Annotated in this window: 17 protein-coding genes; all 17 read right to left on the reverse strand. The window is 50.2% G+C overall.

All coding sequences use genetic code 11. The annotated features are described in order from the left end of the window. Nucleotides 1–12 precede the first annotated feature (12 nt). The 17 genes from PK654_RS08490 to PK654_RS08570 all read right to left on the reverse strand — a co-directional run bounded on the left by PK654_RS08490 (nt 13) and on the right by PK654_RS08570 (nt 18,075). The gene (locus PK654_RS08490; RefSeq protein ID WP_271695112.1) at nt 13–2,577 is read right to left on the reverse strand and encodes a hypothetical protein; all 2,565 of its coding nucleotides are present in this window, start codon (nt 2,575–2,577) and stop codon (nt 13–15) included. Nucleotides 2,578–3,632: 1,055 nt separating this feature from the next. After that, nucleotides 3,633–5,666 (reverse strand): hypothetical protein, encoded by a 2,034-nt coding sequence (locus tag PK654_RS08495; RefSeq protein ID WP_271695113.1) that lies wholly within the window; start codon nt 5,664–5,666, stop codon nt 3,633–3,635. After that, nucleotides 5,666–6,229 (reverse strand): virion core protein, T7 gp14 family, encoded by a 564-nt coding sequence (locus PK654_RS08500; RefSeq protein ID WP_443088743.1) that lies wholly within the window; start codon nt 6,227–6,229, stop codon nt 5,666–5,668. Before PK654_RS08500 ends, PK654_RS08495 begins: the two co-directional genes overlap by 1 nt. Nucleotides 6,230–6,231: 2 nt before the next feature. Next, nucleotides 6,232–6,666, reverse strand: coding sequence for a hypothetical protein (locus PK654_RS08505; RefSeq protein ID WP_271695115.1), 435 nt, complete (start codon nt 6,664–6,666; stop codon nt 6,232–6,234). After that, nucleotides 6,666–9,449, reverse strand: a complete 2,784-nt coding sequence (locus tag PK654_RS08510; RefSeq protein WP_443088705.1) for a phage nozzle protein — start codon at nt 9,447–9,449, stop codon at nt 6,666–6,668. The genes PK654_RS08505 and PK654_RS08510 overlap by 1 nt, the downstream gene beginning before the upstream one ends. 3 nt (nt 9,450–9,452) lie before the next feature. Then, the gene (locus PK654_RS08515; RefSeq protein ID WP_271695118.1) at nt 9,453–10,037 is read right to left on the reverse strand and encodes a hypothetical protein; all 585 of its coding nucleotides are present in this window, start codon (nt 10,035–10,037) and stop codon (nt 9,453–9,455) included. 65 nt (nt 10,038–10,102) lie between these two features. Beyond that, nucleotides 10,103–11,110 carry a hypothetical protein gene (locus PK654_RS08520; protein ID WP_271695119.1) on the reverse strand — a complete coding sequence of 336 codons (1,008 nt, stop codon included), beginning with the start codon at nt 11,108–11,110 and terminating at the stop codon, nt 10,103–10,105. A gap of 106 nt (nt 11,111–11,216) precedes the next feature. Continuing rightward, nucleotides 11,217–11,876, reverse strand: a complete 660-nt coding sequence (locus PK654_RS08525) for a hypothetical protein (RefSeq protein WP_271695121.1) — start codon at nt 11,874–11,876, stop codon at nt 11,217–11,219. A 12-nt stretch (nt 11,877–11,888) separates the two neighbouring features. After that, nucleotides 11,889–13,397 (reverse strand): portal protein, encoded by a 1,509-nt coding sequence (locus PK654_RS08530; protein ID WP_271698841.1) that lies wholly within the window; start codon nt 13,395–13,397, stop codon nt 11,889–11,891. After that, a complete protein-coding gene (locus PK654_RS08535) occupies nt 13,397–13,609 on the reverse strand; it encodes a hypothetical protein (protein ID WP_271695123.1) in 213 nt (70 codons plus the stop codon). The genes PK654_RS08530 and PK654_RS08535 overlap by 1 nt, the downstream gene beginning before the upstream one ends. Beyond that, entirely contained in the window at nt 13,609–13,776 is a 168-nt protein-coding gene (locus PK654_RS08540) for a hypothetical protein (RefSeq protein WP_271695125.1), read from the reverse strand. The genes PK654_RS08535 and PK654_RS08540 overlap by 1 nt, the downstream gene beginning before the upstream one ends. 42 nt (nt 13,777–13,818) lie before the next feature. After that, a complete protein-coding gene (locus tag PK654_RS08545; protein WP_271698842.1) occupies nt 13,819–14,178 on the reverse strand; it encodes a deoxynucleoside kinase in 360 nt (119 codons plus the stop codon). Between the two features lie 218 nt (nt 14,179–14,396). Beyond that, a complete protein-coding gene (gene nrdG, locus PK654_RS08550; RefSeq protein ID WP_271695126.1) occupies nt 14,397–14,864 on the reverse strand; it encodes an anaerobic ribonucleoside-triphosphate reductase activating protein in 468 nt (155 codons plus the stop codon). Between the two features lie 49 nt (nt 14,865–14,913). Next, the gene (locus tag PK654_RS08555) at nt 14,914–15,099 is read right to left on the reverse strand and encodes a hypothetical protein (protein WP_271695128.1); all 186 of its coding nucleotides are present in this window, start codon (nt 15,097–15,099) and stop codon (nt 14,914–14,916) included. Beyond that, nucleotides 15,092–16,909 carry an anaerobic ribonucleoside-triphosphate reductase gene (nrdD, locus tag PK654_RS08560; RefSeq protein WP_271698843.1) on the reverse strand — a complete coding sequence of 606 codons (1,818 nt, stop codon included), beginning with the start codon at nt 16,907–16,909 and terminating at the stop codon, nt 15,092–15,094. The genes PK654_RS08555 and nrdD overlap by 8 nt, the downstream gene beginning before the upstream one ends. A 16-nt stretch (nt 16,910–16,925) precedes the next feature. Then, the gene (locus PK654_RS08565) at nt 16,926–17,240 is read right to left on the reverse strand and encodes a hypothetical protein (protein ID WP_271695129.1); all 315 of its coding nucleotides are present in this window, start codon (nt 17,238–17,240) and stop codon (nt 16,926–16,928) included. A 10-nt stretch (nt 17,241–17,250) separates the two neighbouring features. Further along, nucleotides 17,251–18,075 (reverse strand): radical SAM protein, encoded by an 825-nt coding sequence (locus PK654_RS08570; RefSeq protein WP_271695130.1) that lies wholly within the window; start codon nt 18,073–18,075, stop codon nt 17,251–17,253. Nucleotides 18,076–18,203 lie beyond the last annotated feature (128 nt).

Raw genomic sequence — 18,203 nt, forward strand, 5'->3', positions numbered from 1 at the left:
TTCAGCCTCCGATTAGTCGCTCATCAGGCTGTACATCGGTCGCAAGTAGATTGCATCGGGTAGCAGCTTAGAAGCGTTCTTAACGTTAGGGTCGTCAAGTAGGTTTGGAATGTCCTTTCCTAACATGCCGCCCACGGGTGTAGACGTTAGGCCTACGTTTGATAGTCCGGTGGAGCGGGACACTTCGCCGAAGCGTTCATTCCACTCGTCCTGCTCCATGACGCCTGTCCAATCCATAGCGAGGCCTGCACCATCAAAAGCGTCACGTGTCCAACCCATTGCAGGGTGATAACGCCAGTAAGTAGCTACGTCCTTCTCAAAGGTGTCCTTATCGGTATCTTGAAGAAGCAATCTCTTACGTGCCTCGATGCCTAGCACGGTAGTTACTGAAGTGAATAACCATGAGTAAGCAAGGTCGGCATAGCCTGAGAGTCCCTGCTTCTGAGCCATCGCTACGTCAGCACCAAACTGCTTACCTATGGCTGTCATACCGAAGCCACGGAACTGAGTGATTAACTGTAAGAGTGGGTGAGCACCCTCGAACATGTTCTCACCTAGATAGGCTTTCTGTACGGTGCGGCGTGCTGCCACATCAATAGCCTCCTTGTAACGGAGCATGGTTTCCATGTCCCATTGCGTGAAGTCAACGTGATAGTATTGACCTGCAAGTCCTTGCTCTTTACGTACACTCTTCTTGAGTAGCTTCTGGATATCCATCTGTGCCTTTAGGTCAAGCCCTATGTAATCAGCGTCGATTAAACGTCCTAAAGGTTTACCGTCTAGAAGGTGGCCTATTAAGCGGTTATGGATAGCATAAGCCGCGCTCGAACGTCCTATACGGTCTACCTGCTCCATCCCAGTAAAGCGAGACCATCTGTTCGCTAACTGCTTCATCATGCCTGAGAACTTACCGATAGCTTCCTGCTCGGCCTTGTCTACATAGCGGTGCATGTCGAGTGACGGCTGGTGATGGTACTGAGTGATAGCGGCAAGGTCGTCACCATACTGAGCGGCCTCTTTAGGCGACATCTTCTGGATACGTCGGATGGACTGAGACACGAACGGGATGTTACGGGTAGCCTCAAGGCCATACATAGACATCGCCCTACCGTACTCTGCTGCTGCCATTACCGGAGCTGCCCCCATCTTAGTAATGAACTGATAGGACATAAGGCCTGAGATGGCATTGTTCATGAAGTTATCTTCGTGTATCGGAACACCCTTGAGCTGAGCTACCCATGAGCGAGCCTTGCGAGCCTGCTTAGCGGCCTTTCGGTCACCCTTGGCCTTGACGTGGATGTTCGTCAGTAGCTTCTCCATGTCCTGCGGAGTGTAGATGCCCTGAGAGGCTAAGCCCATCCATGAGGATGTCTCACGAGCGTACCTGTTAGCTACCTCAAAGGCATTGCGGTGGAACAGCGAACGTAAGTCCAAGTCACCCTCAGAGACATCCAAGTCCATGCGGATACGTGTCTTAAGGAAGTCTGGGCGGCCTGTCTTAGCGCCCTTCTCCCCTGCTAGGCGTCCGAGCGTTTCACTATCGAGATGCTTAACGACGTCCTCTGGCTCAAGTTCACCTAAGAACTCACCCATGCCTGACAATGAGTCAATAGAGGAAGCGTTGTCTACGTTACGGATGTTAAGTAGCGATTGAAGCTTAGTAACGTACCCCTTAGCTGAAGCCTCGATAAGTGCCTTAGCATCAGCCTCACCGTGTGTGGTCAGTAGTTCATCCCACTGAGCTTTTCGAATACCCTTGGCTATCGCCTTAAGCACTGTACTTTCACCACCATCTTTTAGCGCCTTATGGATGGCTTCACGGTTAATGAGGCGTCGCTGGTACTTACTGTTAGCTATCAGCTTAGAGGTAGGGTTATAGGCTAGATACCGCTCCACAGCATCAGCGTAGAACTCACGGTAGATGTCACGTACTTGGGCTCTGGCTGAACCTTCTGGTACGTGTGCGTACCCCTCTATCAGGTCTGACACGTGCTCCATCATCGAGTCATAGTCAGCATGTGGATTCACCTCTGCTTTGAACTCCTCAGTAAAGGCCTTCATGAGCTTGCGGTTCTGCTTGGCGTCCAGTGCCTTCATCATGTCCTCAGCGTTGAACTGGGTAACTGAAGCGGCTGAGCGTCCTCCATGAATTGAGTCCTGCAATATCTTCGAGGCGAACTCCCTGTACGCATCGTTATCTGAGGCCATCGCCCTGCCTAGCTCTGAGGCCATACGGATAGGATACGAGACTATACCTGAGAACCCTGCCCCTCGCTTCTTGGTCGACTTGTTAGGCTGTGAGGCCTTCTCAAGTAACTCAGTGCGGGTCTTATCAAGCTTCTTCAAATCGTCCTCCGCTTCCTTCCACAGCTTGCGGTAGCCTTCCTGCTTAGCCTTGAGCTTACGATGGACAGAGTCTTGAAGCATCTTACGGGCGTCCTCAATGTCAATGTGAGTCAGCTCCTTCTCAAGACCTAATGAGCCGAAGTTCTCATCCATGACCTTCTTGATGGCGTTAGGCTGGCTCAGTGCATCGACGGTTGCTTGCTTAGCCAAGATCTCTAAGGCGGCGTCCATGTCCTTCGCAATGAGGTTACGTCGGGTCATAGCTCGCTGGTCTGCGGCTGTCCCATCTGGTAGACCTGCCTGTCTATTGCGGAGGACGTCCGTCGCCTCCATTGCTTCCTTATGCCCTCTTAAGCTTTCGAGTATCTCAGTAGCACGGCCTTGAGTGGTTACCGTAGGCACTTCTCGTTCTAATGCCCGCAACTCACTACGCTTAAGCTTCTTGTCCCTTAAAGCTCTTAGCTCATCATTCGTGAGGTTGCGCTTAGAGGCTGGCACATAGTCGGCCTTGGTAGCTGGTAGCTCCATCTCAAGCTCGGTTATCTGCTCACCTATCTCAAGCTGTCGCTTCTTGGTCTTCTCGGTGACCTTCTCGATGGATGTTAACTGCTTCTCAAGAGCCTGTATCTTGTCCATCTGCTTCTGAATGGTCTTACCTTGGCGGGTCAGTTTGCTTACCCTTACGCCTTCTAAGAGGCCTGTACCCGCACCTACAAAAAGCGTGTCAAACATTGCGTCCGACGCTGAGTAGGTGTTATCCGAGGTGGCACGCGCTGCTGACAGAGCGCCCATAACGGCGCTGTTGTCCATAGCATCTTTAAGTACCATCGCTGCACGAGCCTTGCGGGAGCGGTTAGCTACCTTAACAATCTCTGAGGCATGTTTAATCTTGCCCAGCCCACCTGCTCCACCTGCAAACATGTCTATAGATGCCATACTACCGATGCCTGAGTAAAGCATCCCTTGGAAGCCGTGTTCACTTAGCTCATTACGCGCTTCAGTTGACTTCTGCGCCCGTTCCAGCCAGTACTCAAACTCCTCGTCGCTCGTAGCATTAACTGCCTTGTCCCATGTCTCACTTGGTAGCTCTTTCAGTTCCTTAAAGCGTGGGTGGTTCTCTGCTCTGTAATCTGGGTCGAACATCGTAGCGTGAGGCTTGAGATGCTCCACATCGCTCGGCTTGAATTGACCTTCCGCCTGTAGACCTAGCTTTAGGCCGTCCATGAGACCTAGCGAGCCTCCTGACTCGGCTAGGGTATTACGTGGTGTATTCTGCTGAAACTGCTTCATTTAGTCTCCATTGCATGTTTAGCTCGCTGTACATAAGGGTCTTGCTGGAAGTTCGCTCGGTCAGTGTCACGGCCACGTAGAAGGGCATTCATGTGGTCATCATCAAGCTGCTTCTGGGTCTTCCACTTGGCCTTGTTATGAGTGTCGATAAGCTCTTTCATGTCGATCTCTTTACCTACCATCGAACCTTCGTCATAGATAACCCACCGGAAGAAGTCGCTTGGGTCAACCTCAATGACAGCATCGTCCATCTCAAACCCACTCGCCTCGGCGTAGGTCTCTAAGACTTCATCAATGGCTTCAGTAGGGTTACCTGAGAACTGACCTGCGTATTGCAAGGCGTGACCTGCATTGAACACCCGCCCTGAGTCGAACTCTGTGAAGTCAAGACCACGCGTCTGCGCTAATAACTGCCCTGCACGTCCGACCGTTGGTGCGCCCAGGATTGTCATTTCGACTAGCCCTTTGTTCTGTCGCAGGAAAGTATTCACCTCATCGGTGCTTAGGTCGGTCTCTTTCTTCATGGCTGATATAAGCTCTGAACGCTCTTGACGTGTGATGTCTGTACCAGCTCGCTTGCTCTTAGCTTCCTCATAACGCTTCTTCACCTGCACAAAGCTGGCTGAGGCTTCAGGGTCACCGTAGCGTGAGTTAGTGAAGGCATCATAAAGACGCCACTCGTTATAACGCTCCTCGCCTAAGATGGCCTTAGCTTTAGGTTGACCGACGTTCATCGCGAGTGTAGCTGCCGTGGCTGCGGCTGAAGCGTACCGAGGATTTAACTCTCCGGCATCTGTGAGAGGTGACTCATTCAGTCCTTGGAAGAGGGTCGCTGTGAAGCGAGGTACTTTATGGTCACCGTTCGTTCCATAGACGTAATCCATGACTCGTACCATTGCACCCTTTTCCATAACAGGAACGTTCTGGTCATTGTATTGAATCAGACTAACTAGCTTCTCGTCGGCGGCCTTAAGCTGAGCGGCGGTGAAATCACTAGCATCCTTCAATAGGTTACCTGACGTTAGAGCCGTGTAGACGTGACTCTCCTTGGTCTTCTTAGCATACTGCTCGTGTGCTTTAGTCATGAAACCACGCTGCTGGTCAACGGTATAGAAGCCTTCAGGTAACTGCTTAAGGTATTCGCCTAGAGCCTCTACCTTACCGCTCTTGATGAAGTTCTCTTCAAGATAAGCCGTGGAGTCAATACTGAGGGATTGAAGCGCGTTGATGTTTGCCTTGCGGAAGCCTTCCTCATACTTAGCTGACGTGTTATTGAAGCTCTCGTTTAGTGAGCCTAAGTCAGTCTTCTTCAGGTAAGCGTATAGATTCTCTACCTGTTTGAAGTCCGCATTAGTCATGTTATCAAAGGCATCCTCAAAGCCATCGACAAGCGTACCCGCTACATCATCACGAGTAGCTGACATTAGCGTAGAGTTATTGAGGAACTGGTCTAGAGTATCTGGCTCAAGCGCACCTTCAAGAACACCATTGAGCGCGTCCGAGGTCTCACCTAAGTGGGTACTCTTCTGCTTCTCCATGAACTTCTGACCGTCTTCCTCTGCCCACCCCTGATACATACCAGCGATAACAGTACGGCTAAACTCCCCAAGCTCATCAGGGTCTTGCGAGTACCCCTTAATGATGCTCTGTGACGTCTCGTCGCTCTGTAACCAAGCTAACCGCTCCTCGGCGCTAAGGTCGAAGAGAGCTGCTGCATTCTTACCTAAGTGAGCCTTCAGTCTTGTCTCTGTGAACTTTGAGCGTTCCTCCATCTGCTTCACGTACTGCGTCTGAGCGTTAGCGTCTGCACGTTTATCAGCATCATACTGAGCGAGTTGCATCCGGTTAACACCCTCATTAACAGTACTCAGCGTCTTAGTTATTGCACTAGCTTGACGCTCCCCTTGACGTGCTTTCTGAAGTGTCGCCGTGTTCCCTCGCATCTGAGGTGTGAACTGGTTGACAGGCATTGAAGGTGTAAGCACGTTCTCAAAGTTAGGCTTTAGCTGTACACGTTCTCGTCTACTCATTAGTTACCTCCTATACGAGCTGCTGTGTTTACGTTAGTGCTTGTCGGCTTAGGTGTTGTAGTACCAGCCTTGAGCGTAGACTCACTGGACGCATAGATAGACGCTGCGCTCATGACGGGCGAGATGATGTCTACTGACGTGTCTTGGGTCTGTTGTTTGATACTTGAACCTGTACCCCATTGGTTTGCATTAACCTGACTAGCGGTCTGAGCGCGAGTGGCCTCAAGGTTATCCTGAATGGTGGCAAGGTTACGGGACATCTCGGTCGAGAAGTCACCTATGATTGCGTCTACGCTGTTACCTCCACCGCCTGCATCTGCTGCGGCTGCTTTGGCTGCGCTTTGCGCCTGAGCTGATTGAATCCGTGTGTTCAGCTTCTTGTCTGCGTAAGCGTCCTCCATTGACGCTAGTTGCTGGTTTAGTCCTCGGTTCTTGTACATAAGACCAATGACATTGTTATCGCGCATCTGCTCGTTATACTCTTCGGCTGCTTCCGAGGCTTGCATACTCTGATACATGCCGACCACGAACGTCGCTGCTGCGAAGGCTATTCCTATAGCTATAGTTACCTCCTATACATTAGAATGAAAGGCTCTCCCCGAAAGACGCACTTGTCACCTGTCTTGAAGCCTAAGCGTCGAAGCCAGCGTAATGTCGTCTTATTCGATTGAGCCACGTAGTTATAAACAATCCCACATGCTTGCGTGTAAACATCCAGCCTCTTTGAAGCCACCTTGGTAAGCGTCTTCCCAAAGGCACTTGGAGAATCTACAGTAAGTAGCCATATGAGACCGCCATGAAACGTCTTAGTGACGCCACCTATAGCAACCACCTGTCCCTCGACCTCCAAGGTGCGGGTTAAGTGAGAGTCTTTCAGTGACGCCCTAAGACCTTCTAAAGGCTCAAGGCCTAGAGCGGCTTTAAGCTCCACCCTATCCTGAGCCTTCATGTGCTGAGCTAAGTAGAGCACGTCAGATGGTTTAACATGTCTTACATGCATTAGGCCATCCTTGCTCTGTTGTGGAACTTACCTTCCCAGTAGGCTGACTGGAAACACGAGTCAAAGACACTGTCGTTCAGTATTGATACCGAGATGGACTCTGAGCTACCCAGCAAGGGGAAGCTGCGTTCACCTGATATAACCGGTATCTTGCCTATGATGTTCTTCAGGTCACCTAATACACGGCCTTGGAAGAGTACCGAACGGGTCTCCCTGCCACGAGTGACCACCTCCACGACGAAGCTGGTTGTCTTGTGGAAGTTGAGATGGATACGTCGGAGCTGTAAGCGACCGCCTGAGTGCCCTGCACCTTTAGGGTCAGGTCTGTAGAAGAACGGGCTGAATGTGTAACGCATCAAGTAAGGGAAGCCTCGATGCCACTTTCCGCCAAGCTTCTTCTTGACCTCACCTGCGAGTAAGTCCGTAGGCTCAGCTTCAGTAGTTCGCAGACAGTCAAGGTAGATGGGATGACCGTAAGTGGCTTCGTTAACATCATTACCTAATGACATCTTCTCAATGGTAAAGTACGGCGTGCCCTTAGAGTCGCCCTCTTTAAAACGTTGGCGTTGGAGGATGAGATAAAGGTCTTTACCTTCCAAGACACCATCTATTACCAATGCGTTGTTGAAGCGCCATTCTGACCATGCTGACTGCAACCGCTCGCTACCGTTGATTAAGTAGTTGTAGACAAAGAGTTGACCTGTAGCGCCTCCATCGTTGTTCCGCATGACGAGTAGTTCTGTGTTAGCTGCTGTATGTGCTAAAAGCTTATGCACACGGCCTTTGATATAGGTCGGGCAATGGGAGGTTACTTCATTGGCCTGCCGTACGCCTGACTGAGTGTCTATGTAAAGCTCGGACACAGCGACGTATTCAGAAGATCTGGTCGTAAAGCTAATCCGGTCACCTAAACTCACTGGTGTACATAAGGCATCCGAAGCGTAGCTAGCTGAACGCTTGAACTGGAAAGTAAGAGGGGACATCAAGCCCTCTGAGCTGATTGCGTACTGCCCTCTCTCGGTGAACACTACGAGACTATCTGAAGACGGGATTGCGGCGTGAATGGTCTCTGCCTGTCCTGTTAAATCCGTGTAGCCGTCGATAGGGTCATCATCCAGTACCTTCAAGGCTGTAGACCTGAAAAAGTTATGGTTATCACCTGTCACCGAAGCCGAAGCGTACTCACCACCTAAGAACCACAAGCGGCCTCTGTAGAATGCCATAGCCCTGATAGACCTTGGCTCAGTTATCTTGCCGTTCGAATCCTGTGAGGAACAGAAGGAAGGTATAGGCGATGACTCTTCGTCACCTACTGTTCGAGCTGCCCAGTCTGGGTGTTCAAGCTTGAAGTAGATACCGTAAGGGTTCTTGCTGTTCTGGTAACTTTCTTTCTGGTAACGACGTAGGATGTGAGGCAGTGAGGTAGCGTCAAAGTGATTGGCTAGGCCATACTTGGTACTCTCCTGCCACATGTTGTTCTCTATGTCCCAGATAACGTAGTAGCCGTCATTCTCATCTTCATTAGCCGCACCTGTCACATGGATGATGCACCCTTCCATACCATCAGGAGGTAAGTCCTTCTGCGTCTGCACTGTGTTACGCGCTAGCTTCAGGCCTTCACCGTATAAACCGTCGTCCACCTCAACGGTGAACTTATTGTTTGAAGGGTTACGGATATGAATACAGCGTCCCACACGTGACACCGTGCAGCCATGCTTGGAGGTCTGAGCGTTCAGTCCTGAGATAAGCTGGTCGGTTAGTGATGACGAGTTTAGGCCTGCGCGTGCTCGGTCTGAAGTGGCTTCAGGTGTCTTAATACTCACCTTTACACCGTTCAGTATTACGTCATAGTTTACCGAGTAATCCGCCTGCTTAATCCAGACATAAGCTTGAGGTGATTCAGGTGTCAAAGGCTCAGCCTCGCCTCCGTGTCGACTCATGGCAACACCTAGCGCCCTCTCGTCCTCCTCCCATGACTCAGAACGGGTCTCAGACTCATCGTCACCGTTTGACCGCCATGTGTGGGTATATGTGTGGGTATATGACATCCTGTAGGTTGTGCTGTCGTCCACACTCACCAGCCAGCTAGCCGGAACTTCCATGTAAACGTAACGGTCGGCTGTCCACGAAGATACTCCGTGAGCGGCTAAGAGGTTCTTGAGGTAGAGCTGAGCGCCATCAGGTGCAGTATTGTAGCTAATGACCTTATCGCCTACTCGGAGTATCCCTTGAATATTGGCGCTTAGTACCTGAGATGACGAGTAAGGTTTATCCGTATCAGGCTTCAATTCATCACGAGCCAGAATAGAGAACCTGTACACCTGTGTAGTCATTTCACGTGTACCCGATGCTTCTCGCTTGGTGTAATCCATCCTAACTGAAGCTGTCGTATTCAGGATGTATGTATCGTCGCCTAATGTCATGAGCTGATAGGCCGCGCTAGCTGGCCGAGAGTCACCGTTGAGGTATTCGGTCGCGCCTCCCTCTATGGGATACTCGACGCCACTATCCAGACTCCATGCTCTTACTTTACCATTACCCACCCCTATCAAGTAGTTCTCGCGAGAGTCTCTACGGATGATATGAGTCTTCATGTTGATGAAGTCCATGTGTTGACCTACTAGCTCAGCAATGAAGGTGGTCTGAGGTCTCTTCGACATGCCTGTCACTGGGCTGTTGATGCAGTTGATTTGCGTCTGTGCTTGGTTGGGATAGCGCATGATAGGCGACTGCTCAGAGACACCACCGATTAGGTCTGCTACTGGTTGAGAGATTAAACTCATAGCTTACCTCCGGTACATGTTAGCGCCAGCCATAAGCTCAGCGTTGTCATACAGGTTCACTGGAACGGCTTCTAGCTCCTCCTCTTGCAAGGCGACGTATGCTAGATGCACTTCTTCCCGTAGCTCGGCGTTCATCTGTGAGCTACCTACTGTCTGCTGTTGGAACATCTGACAGGCTTTCCGCACGATATAGGTACGCGCCGTCTGTGGAATAAAGTCCCACTCCAAGGCCAGTACCACCTTAAGCTGAACATCAGATTCGAACCTGAAGGTACTCTGCTCACGGTCATAGACCTTATAGTCACGATAGACATAGCGACCATTCATTGACTCAATAGATAAGGTGTTGCGAGGGAGTGCCAGTTCTTTACGGAGGTTTGGTGAGATAGTTAGTAACTCAGTGTTGAACCACCATCCCTTTTCCTGAAGATTACGTGAAGCACGGTCTAGGGTGAGCTGAGCTAAGCGGGATTCCGAGAGGCCTTCACCGATAGTGTTCACGGGAGCTTCACCAATGCTTGCTAGTAACTCGTTAACAGCATCGAGATAGCTCGAAGGGTATAAAGCTTCTAGGTTATTCTTACTCAATAGAGTCTCCTATGAAAAAAAAGGGGACGCCCGAAGACATCCCCTTTAAGGTTTACTGAAAGCTATTAAGCCGCTAGGTCAATGACCTCAACGTCGTTAGCTGCTGTTGCTGCTTTAGAGCCAGTTAGGACAACCGCCACCGCACAAGACGGGCGTAGGATGTCGTGACCGACACAAAGCTTAGATAGAATAGTTGTTCCCAAGCGTAATGGTTCGTCTACAGAGCGAGTCTGAACGTCCATTAGCTTAGTAGTTGCCACACAGTCAGGCGTGAAGATTAGAGCCACTAGGCCTTCACCTTGCACACGATACTTAGCTTGATTACCTGAACCCACAGCTACATCAGCTAGAGGCTCTGGGTCGCCCTTCAGCTTCAGGGTCTCGTCTTGCATTGGTAGATGGTTTGATTCCACTAGGGAGATACCAGCCACACGAGCAATAGAGCCTTCAGAAGTTGAACCTGAACCACCCACGTCTTTGTTCATCCAAGTCACCTTAGTGGTGTCCTGAACGTTGATTAGCGTCTCGTAATGTTCTGGCGGCAACACACAGATAGGCATCTGCTTGATGTTTGCTTTCTTGAACAGGGTACGAGCCTTGAAGATAGATGCCACGATGTGAGCACCATCAGCCTTAGCAATAGAGATGTTCTTAGTGAACTCTTCGCCTTCCAGTACGGTTAGACCTGCTGCGCCTGCCTTGGTAGCATTCGTCAGGTAAGCCGCTTTAGCGACCATACGGAAGATGTTACGGTCAACTAGCTCAGCCAGTGCAACACCACCTTCAGTTGAGTACTGAGAGCGGAAGTCGTAATGGTTCATCGCCTCATCGATATCCGCAATGAATACCGGAGATACAGCAACGTCATCGATAGTCACTACGCGCTCTGCGTGTGCAATCTTGTTACCTTCGATTAGCGTACCCGGAGTGTGATACTTCGCACCGTTACGGCCAATCATAGGGAATGAGGCTGACTTGCCGTTCTTAATGGTACGAACGCGAGTTAGACCTAGTGCTAGGTTATCTGCCTTGAAGGTCGTTAGGACTTCGCCTGCGAACAGCTTCAGGAACATTTGACGTGAATTGCCAGCCTTGTTTACTTGACCGACGCGAGATACTACTTGTTGAGTTGGGAATGTAATTGTATAAGTTTCCTTCTAGTTTGATTAAGGGTGACGGTTAGGCTGAAACCCACCCGTCCATTGATGTTTGAGTAGGCATTGCTGCCATGCGCTTAGCTACCTTTTCACGGAAAGCTTCGCCTGCTGGACTCTGCTCTTTATAGAGAGGGTCGTTTAGAGCTGCATAGAACTCTTCGTCTGACTCGAAGCCTTTCGTCTCGGATTCACCTGAACCCACGATAAGCTGACCTTCTACGCCGACGTTTGATTGATAGATGGCTTGCAAGGCGGCTACAGCGAACTGCTTCTCACCTAACGTGCCGTTGTCGATGACATTGTTAAAGGCTTCAATCTGAGGCTCTGGTAGGCCTGTTTCAGCCCATTTAGTCATCGCATCATAGACTTCCTGACCGCCTACAGCGTCGAATAACACACGGTTCTCTTGCTCCATGCGCAACGCTTCGTTCTCTTCACGGAGGCGTTTAGTTTCAGGGTCTTCTTCAGCCTCTTCTTCCTCTTCAGCCTCGGCTTCTGTCTCTGCTTCAACCTCTTCAGATTCAGCTTCAGGTTGTTCTTCAGCTTCAGGTTGTTCGATGTGCTCAGAGGCGGCCTCAGCTTCAGGAACGGTCTCCACTGCATTACCTTGGTCATCCACGATGTCTGCGCCTGCGGCTGCTGCTAGTGCTTCTTGTTCTTGAGGTTTAAGTTCGTCTTGCATGATGTTTTATTCCTATTGTTGGCCTTGAGCCATTTGAAGTAATTGACCGCCGTTCTGCTGTGCGAACTGGGTGGCCTGTTGTTGTTGAGCGAACGCCGCCTTCTCCTCTTCAGTACGCATCAGACCATCTGTCTCGATTTGCAGTGAAGCGGCGTAGCGTTTGAATAGTTCGCCTAAGTTCATCTCACTTTCGGCCTTGTCTGCGCCTACCTGCTGGATTAGCCCAACAAAGGTATTAAGTCGCTGAAGGTCGGCTGAGCGTCCAATACCCTCTACACCAGTAATGACGATTGGAGTAAAGGTCTCTTCTTTAAAGTGAGGTAGCGTTCCGTCTCTCTCCATGTGGCCGAGAAGAACGTGAACAAGTGGTAGCTGTAAGCTCTGAGCTAACTGGCTGTACATACCTCCCAGACCTTCTTCTAGCATCTGCGAGATAGCTCGAATCTCTTCGGCTGTCACACGTTCTGCATCTCGCCTCACGGCGCTGGTCATTAGGAAGGCTTCAGATAGAGCCTGATTAATCTCATTGCGTAGCTGTTGCGCCATCGCTAAGTCATGCGCTTTGTCCAACTGAAGGCATCCGATATCATCTGGATTACCTTGAAGGAAGTCACCATTCTTAGCTTTAGCTAGTTTGGTCGCTCTGGTCGAGCTATTAGGCTTAACCAAGAATAGAACCTTAGAGGCGGCTACTGAGGCCTGAGTAATTGCCTTTACGAGTGACTCCAAGGTATTGAGGTCGCCTAAGTGCTCCTCACAGAATGAGCGTCCGTAGTCTTCACCGTCGAGACGGCTTAGAGCTGACACAATGTAAGGACAACGGTCTTTACGGTAGCGTCCTTTTGACTTTGGAAGGACAATACCTTCGCACTCTTGGTGTTCGTACCATGTGTTCCCTCGAAGCTCTACTACCGTGTAGACTGTCACGTCCTTACGGGGAGCTGTCTTAAGGTTCTTACGTTCGACCACCTGAGCCTGTGTCTTGTCATCAAGGCGCTTAAAGTTAACCTTCTCACAGATAATGAGCTTGATTACCTCGCCTTCGTTATCACGCATCACGACATACTTGTCCAGACGGTAGAAACGGACTGACTTAGTGCCTATCTTCAGGACACCGTTTCCGGTCACTAGTAGGTGCTTGACCACCTCAAAGAGATGAGAACGTAGGGCTCGTCGCTCCATGTTCTGCACAATAGCGCCTTCTGTCTGAGATAGTGCCTTCTCCAAGTCGCTCGCTTGGTCGTCTGTGATATCCCCACTGACCATGTCTTCAGGAATCATAAGGCGAACAAACGGATGTGACGGAGGGAAGAGGCCTGTCACTATCTTCGAAGCTAATTGTTTAACTGCTCTTGCTCCGAAGCCTGAGTAAGGGACGGCGAACTGAGTGTTCTCATCCTGCCCTTCTTCAGGTAAAAGTGAAGGGATAGTTAGACCTGCGCATAAACGGCCTCTTGTGAGGTACGGGTCACGCTCGGTCTTTAATCGGGTGTATAGCTGCTGAGTAGGGCTCTGGCTTATTACTTGCCTCCTACGGCTAGCCCACTACCTGAACTTGAGGTATTAATCTTCAGGTCTCGACGAGTCGAATCACCACCGCGACGCTGTGCTTTCTTACGTTGTCGGCTGTTCTTCTTATCGATACCATCCGTGTCTACCTCGGCGGGTTTAACTGGTGGCGGTGCTGGCGGTGGCGGTGGCGCGGGTGCTTTGGGTGATGAACCTCCACACATTAGGCGTCTCCTTCTGTTATCTCTGTGATAATGTTGTCAATTTGATTGAGTAGGCTTTTCTTGCCTAGCTTGTAGCCTACCGTTCGATCTGAATCATGTAGGCTGACCTCTAAGTCGTTACCTTCTTCAAGGCGTCGCTTGAGGTCTTGTAGAGCTTTAAGTTCCATTAGGCTTCTCTTATAGGTGGCCTTAATTACATCTCTGCAACATTAGCCATTCTTTAAGCTTTCCTGTGCTTCATAGTCATCGCCCAGTACACCGTATATCTTCAGGTGCGACTTAATGACTTTCGCCATGTCTTGAATGGACATTTCGTCACGGTCGATGATTAGAACCTTATGAATCTCTTCACCAATGGCTGACCATTCACGGTAGGCCTTGTCGAGATCTTTAAGATAGCGTAGGTTGAACTCACCCTTCTTCAGGCCTTCAGCCTTCAGGCGCTTCATGCAATGCTTAGGTGTGTCTCGGATAAAGACATGTAGGTGTGACGCGGGAGCGTTGATAGTGTCCTTGAAGATTACATTAAGCGTCTCATCAGAGGCGTCCATCGCGAGACCTTCAAGCATAGAGGACACTGTACCACCCTCTACAATCCAATCACCGCCCTCTTTAAGTAGCTCGCGGTTACGGTCTGCGTATGCCTTTGAGTCGGCTACGATGCGGCGTTCGGTTAGTTCGGTGAAGTCGATGGGTTCGGCGTCCTGAGTCTTAAAGTGAAGCTCGTTCGCCAGTTGTGGGACTAATGAGGCAAGTCCAATGCCGTGTAAACCATGAACTGTCAATATCATTCTATAGAGGTAACCTTGCCGCCTTCTAGACGGAGTAAACGTTGATTGTCAGAACCACGCCATGCTTTAACAGTTGGCTGGTCGATGTCGAAGCGCCCGTCAATAAGGACGTCGATGTGTTTAAGTGCCGGATGGTCTTTCACCTCATCAAAGGTGTGACCTGTCCATACCCAGATGTCTTTGTCTGGATAAGATTGTTTAACGATGGCTAGGAGAGCAGTGACCTGATAAGCCTTAGCCTCGTCGAGTGGCTCACCTCCTAAGAGGCTCAAGCCGTCGGAGTCCTTTAGGTCAGCTAGTAACTTGTTATAGAAGCCTAGCGAGACCTTAGTCCCTGAAGTAGGACTCCATGCCTTCTTATTGAAGCAGCCCTTGCATTGCAGGTCGCATCCAGAAAGAAAGAGAGAGACGCGCTGTCCCTCTCCGTTAACATAGTCTTCAGGAAAGTACTTGAAGTAATGCATAGCTAGCTCAGTATGAGTACAAGGAGGATGATGAGTAGGAATAGGCTCATTAGAAGTACCCCATGAACGCACCGATAGGAGGGAAGACCATCCCTACGACACGTATTAACTCATCGACGCCACCAGTATCAGCGAGCGCCTTGTAGATATTCATTACATACCCGCCGATAGCTAGCAGGGCAATAAGTACGTAGGCAATGATTGCAAAGCCTATATAGTTCTCTTTTTTAATCATGATGTTTAACTCGGTTGATTACTTCCGTCTGCTTACCTTCGATGTAAGGACGGTTATTAGGAGATCCCAGATAACCACACACTCGACGTGTGACACTGAGGGTCTTAGGGTTAGTGTTCCCGCATTTAGGACACTGGAAGCCTTTGGGCGTGGCTAGTGCTTCACCTGAATGGTCACACTCACCGCAGTAGTCCACAGGGGTGTTAGTACCAAAGTAAGGCAGTCGGCTGTACGTGTAGTCCCAGACATGCTCTAAACCCTTAAGGTTGTTCTTCATGTTGGGGAACTCGACGTATGAGATAAAGCCGCCATTCGCCCATGTCGGGTAATCCATCTCGAAGTGAACCTTCTCTTTAGGACTAACCTTCATGCGTACATCGAGGTGAAAGCTATTGGTGTAGTAACCATGGTCGGTCACACCTTTAACGATACCGAAGCGTTCTCGGTCAAGACGACAGAACCTGTCACATAGTGACTCGCTTGGAGTGCTATAGAGGCCGAAGCCGAAGCCTGTCTCCTTCTTCCAGTTATCACAATGCTCTCGGAGTACCTGCACAATCTTCTTAGCGAAGACCTGAAGCAGCTCTGAGCTTGCGATGTCGGAGTCTGGGAATAGAGCCTTGACGGTCTCCTCAATGCCGATATAGCCGAGAGAGATTGTAGCCCTGCCGTTACGCATGATATCCAACACTTCGTCTTCAGGGTTCAAGCGGACACCGCAAGCGCCTTCGACGTATAGGATTGGAGCTACTTTAGCCTTAATACCTTCAAGCCGCTTAATGCGGGTCATCAAGGCCTCTTTAGCTAATGCTGCTCGGTCATCCAAGAGTTGCCAGAACTTATAGGCATTACCCTCAGCTTCCAGCGCGATACGTGGTAGGTTCAGGGACACGACGCCCATGTTATTGCGTCCGTCAATCTCACCTGAAGCTACTTCGCTAAGGAAAGACCGACATCCCATTGGAGTCTTAAAGCCTCCCGTGACCTCGACCACTTTCTCGTAGTTGAGTATGTCAGGGTACATTCGTTGAGAGGCGCAAGTGAGAGCCAGCTTCTTAATGTCATAGTTACAGTCTCCCGCACGGCGGTTAACTCCTTCCTTGACAACGAAGACGAGCTTAGGGAACACCGCAGTACGTTTCCTCTTGCCGAGGCCTGCAAGTCTAACTCGTAGGATCGACTCTTGTATAAGACGTGCTTCCCATGAAGTGCCGAGACCAAAGCCCAAGGTAGTGAATGGAGTTTGCCCGTTCGCCGTATGAAGGGTGTTGATTTCATATTCAAGAGCTTGGAATGCGTCATAAGTTTCCTTCTCGGTCATCTTGGTCGCATATACAGAAGCCTTCCGCTCATCCTTCAGCCATACCATACCTGTCTGCAAGTGCTTGTCGTAAGACTTACGGACGTAGGGAGCTAGTACCTCATCGATACGGTTCACTGTGTTACCGCCATAGATATGCGAGGCAACCTGAGCGATTATTTGAGCCGTGATAGCGGTAGCTGTTGAGATGGACTTAGGGGTTTCAATCTCTGCGCCGCCCATACTGAACCCACGCTCAAGCATCCCTTTAACGTCTATCAACATGCAGTTGAACATCGCAAAGAGCGGAGCATAATCAAGGTCGTGGTAGTGGATGTCACCGGAGCGGTGAGCTTCTGATATGTTCTTGGGGAGAATCTGAGTGAGTGCTAGGTGCTTGGACACCTCGCCTGCCACCATGTCACGCTGAGTAGGGATACGCTCGGAAGCCTTATTCGCATTACTATGCATTAGCTCCTTGTTCGCCGTGCCTCCTACAATGCCGTAGATGGTGTCGAATAGTTGGTTATGTTTCGTTAGTTGCCTCCATTAGTTTGTCCAACGGAGCGCCTAGTAGGTAACCAGCCTTATCAATGTTCGCCATCGCACGTGCAATACCTGCGTTCGCCATAGCGACGGCTAGTCCCGCGACTAGACACACTGACTCGCCCATAGCTACACGCTCTTTACTAGACAACTGCAAAGTAGGCGCTTCTTCAAGGATGGCCATCTGACCGCACGCTGCTCCTGCTTCAATCTCGGCATCTGTCGCAATCGCTAGGCCTGTCTCAAAGCCTTGGCCTTGCACGTCTTTCATGATTTCTTCGTTAGTTACTGTCATGTTTATTACCTTAAATGGTGTTGTTATTAGGGAGTAGAGACTTCAGGCCGTTATCTTCGGACTCTGAGTTCTCATTGATTGGCGAGACCTTAATGAAGACCTCGTCTGGGTTGAACTGCTCGCGTAGCTTAACTACATCGAACGGTGTCTCGGTGGTAAGCGCAAAGTTAAGCGTAACCTTCCACTCACGAGGGACTGAATGCCACTGCCGGATAAGCTCTGAGATGGCCTCATTAGAGAGTACACCTCGGTGCTGTAACCACTGGCGGTACTCATGGTCGGTCGAATGAATGCTGAACTGTAGCTCAATGTTATCGAACCGTGATAACTGATTAACTAGCTTGACGCTGTGCGAACCAAACCCAATGGTACTTACTTGAATACGTACATTAGGGAACATCGTTTGAAGCGTCTCAATGGCCTCACAGACGGCCTCGCTATTCATCGCTGGCTCACCCATACGAGTGAACAGAATGCGGAACAGCTTGGCATCCATAGGGTCATGACCTGTCTGGTCGATAGCCCATAGAACCTGCTCAATCATCTCGTTAGCTGTTAGGTTACGCCAGCCCTGACGCTCGGTCAGCTTGTTGACGGCGCAGAACTTACACTTAACGGGACAGCCTGATTGCGTACTGATGCCCACCATGAACTTCTCAGACCAATGCACACTGTCGTGCTGATTGTAATCCACACGGTTGTCTGTACGGCCTGTGCCTCGCATCTCGGTAGCAAGAGGTAGGCATGTGGCTGTTGTCTCAATACGTTTACCATCGTCCAGCTCTAAAGCTGCTACGAAGCCATTAGTAAAGTCCTTACGGTTTAGTTCTTTCATGAGTACTTTCTCTGGGTTAGTTCTTTGATAGTGCGGCGGCATTCGATATGACCTTCACCAAGGCCATACCTGCGATTACCTTCTACACAGAGCTGTGCGAAGGTTGGTTCTTTTTTAGGGAGGCGGTG

Source organism: Vibrio sp. SCSIO 43137 (assembly GCF_028201475.1).
Taxonomy (GTDB): domain Bacteria; phylum Pseudomonadota; class Gammaproteobacteria; order Enterobacterales; family Vibrionaceae; genus Vibrio.

Excerpts from the sequence above, each read along its gene's own strand:
- PK654_RS08490 (WP_271695112.1), bottom strand. The coding sequence starts at position 2,577 with ATGGACGCCGCCTTAGAGATCTTGGCTAAGCAAGCAACCGTCGATGCA.
- PK654_RS08495 (WP_271695113.1), bottom strand. The coding sequence starts at position 5,666 with ATGAGTAGACGAGAACGTGTACAGCTAAAGCCTAACTTTGAGAACGTG.
- PK654_RS08505 (WP_271695115.1), bottom strand. The coding sequence starts at position 6,666 with ATGCATGTAAGACATGTTAAACCATCTGACGTGCTCTACTTAGCTCAG.
- PK654_RS08510 (WP_443088705.1), bottom strand. The coding sequence starts at position 9,449 with ATGAGTTTAATCTCTCAACCAGTAGCAGACCTAATCGGTGGTGTCTCT.
- PK654_RS08520 (WP_271695119.1), bottom strand. The coding sequence starts at position 11,110 with ATGTTCCTGAAGCTGTTCGCAGGCGAAGTCCTAACGACCTTCAAGGCA.
- PK654_RS08525 (WP_271695121.1), bottom strand. The coding sequence starts at position 11,876 with ATGCAAGACGAACTTAAACCTCAAGAACAAGAAGCACTAGCAGCAGCC.
- PK654_RS08535 (WP_271695123.1), bottom strand. The coding sequence starts at position 13,609 with ATGTGTGGAGGTTCATCACCCAAAGCACCCGCGCCACCGCCACCGCCA.
- PK654_RS08540 (WP_271695125.1), bottom strand. The coding sequence starts at position 13,776 with ATGGAACTTAAAGCTCTACAAGACCTCAAGCGACGCCTTGAAGAAGGT.
- PK654_RS08545 (WP_271698842.1), bottom strand. The coding sequence starts at position 14,178 with ATGCTTGAAGGTCTCGCGATGGACGCCTCTGATGAGACGCTTAATGTA.
- nrdG (WP_271695126.1), bottom strand. The coding sequence starts at position 14,864 with ATGCATTACTTCAAGTACTTTCCTGAAGACTATGTTAACGGAGAGGGA.
- PK654_RS08555 (WP_271695128.1), bottom strand. The coding sequence starts at position 15,099 with ATGATTAAAAAAGAGAACTATATAGGCTTTGCAATCATTGCCTACGTA.
- PK654_RS08565 (WP_271695129.1), bottom strand. The coding sequence starts at position 17,240 with ATGACAGTAACTAACGAAGAAATCATGAAAGACGTGCAAGGCCAAGGC.
- PK654_RS08570 (WP_271695130.1), bottom strand. The coding sequence starts at position 18,075 with ATGAAAGAACTAAACCGTAAGGACTTTACTAATGGCTTCGTAGCAGCT.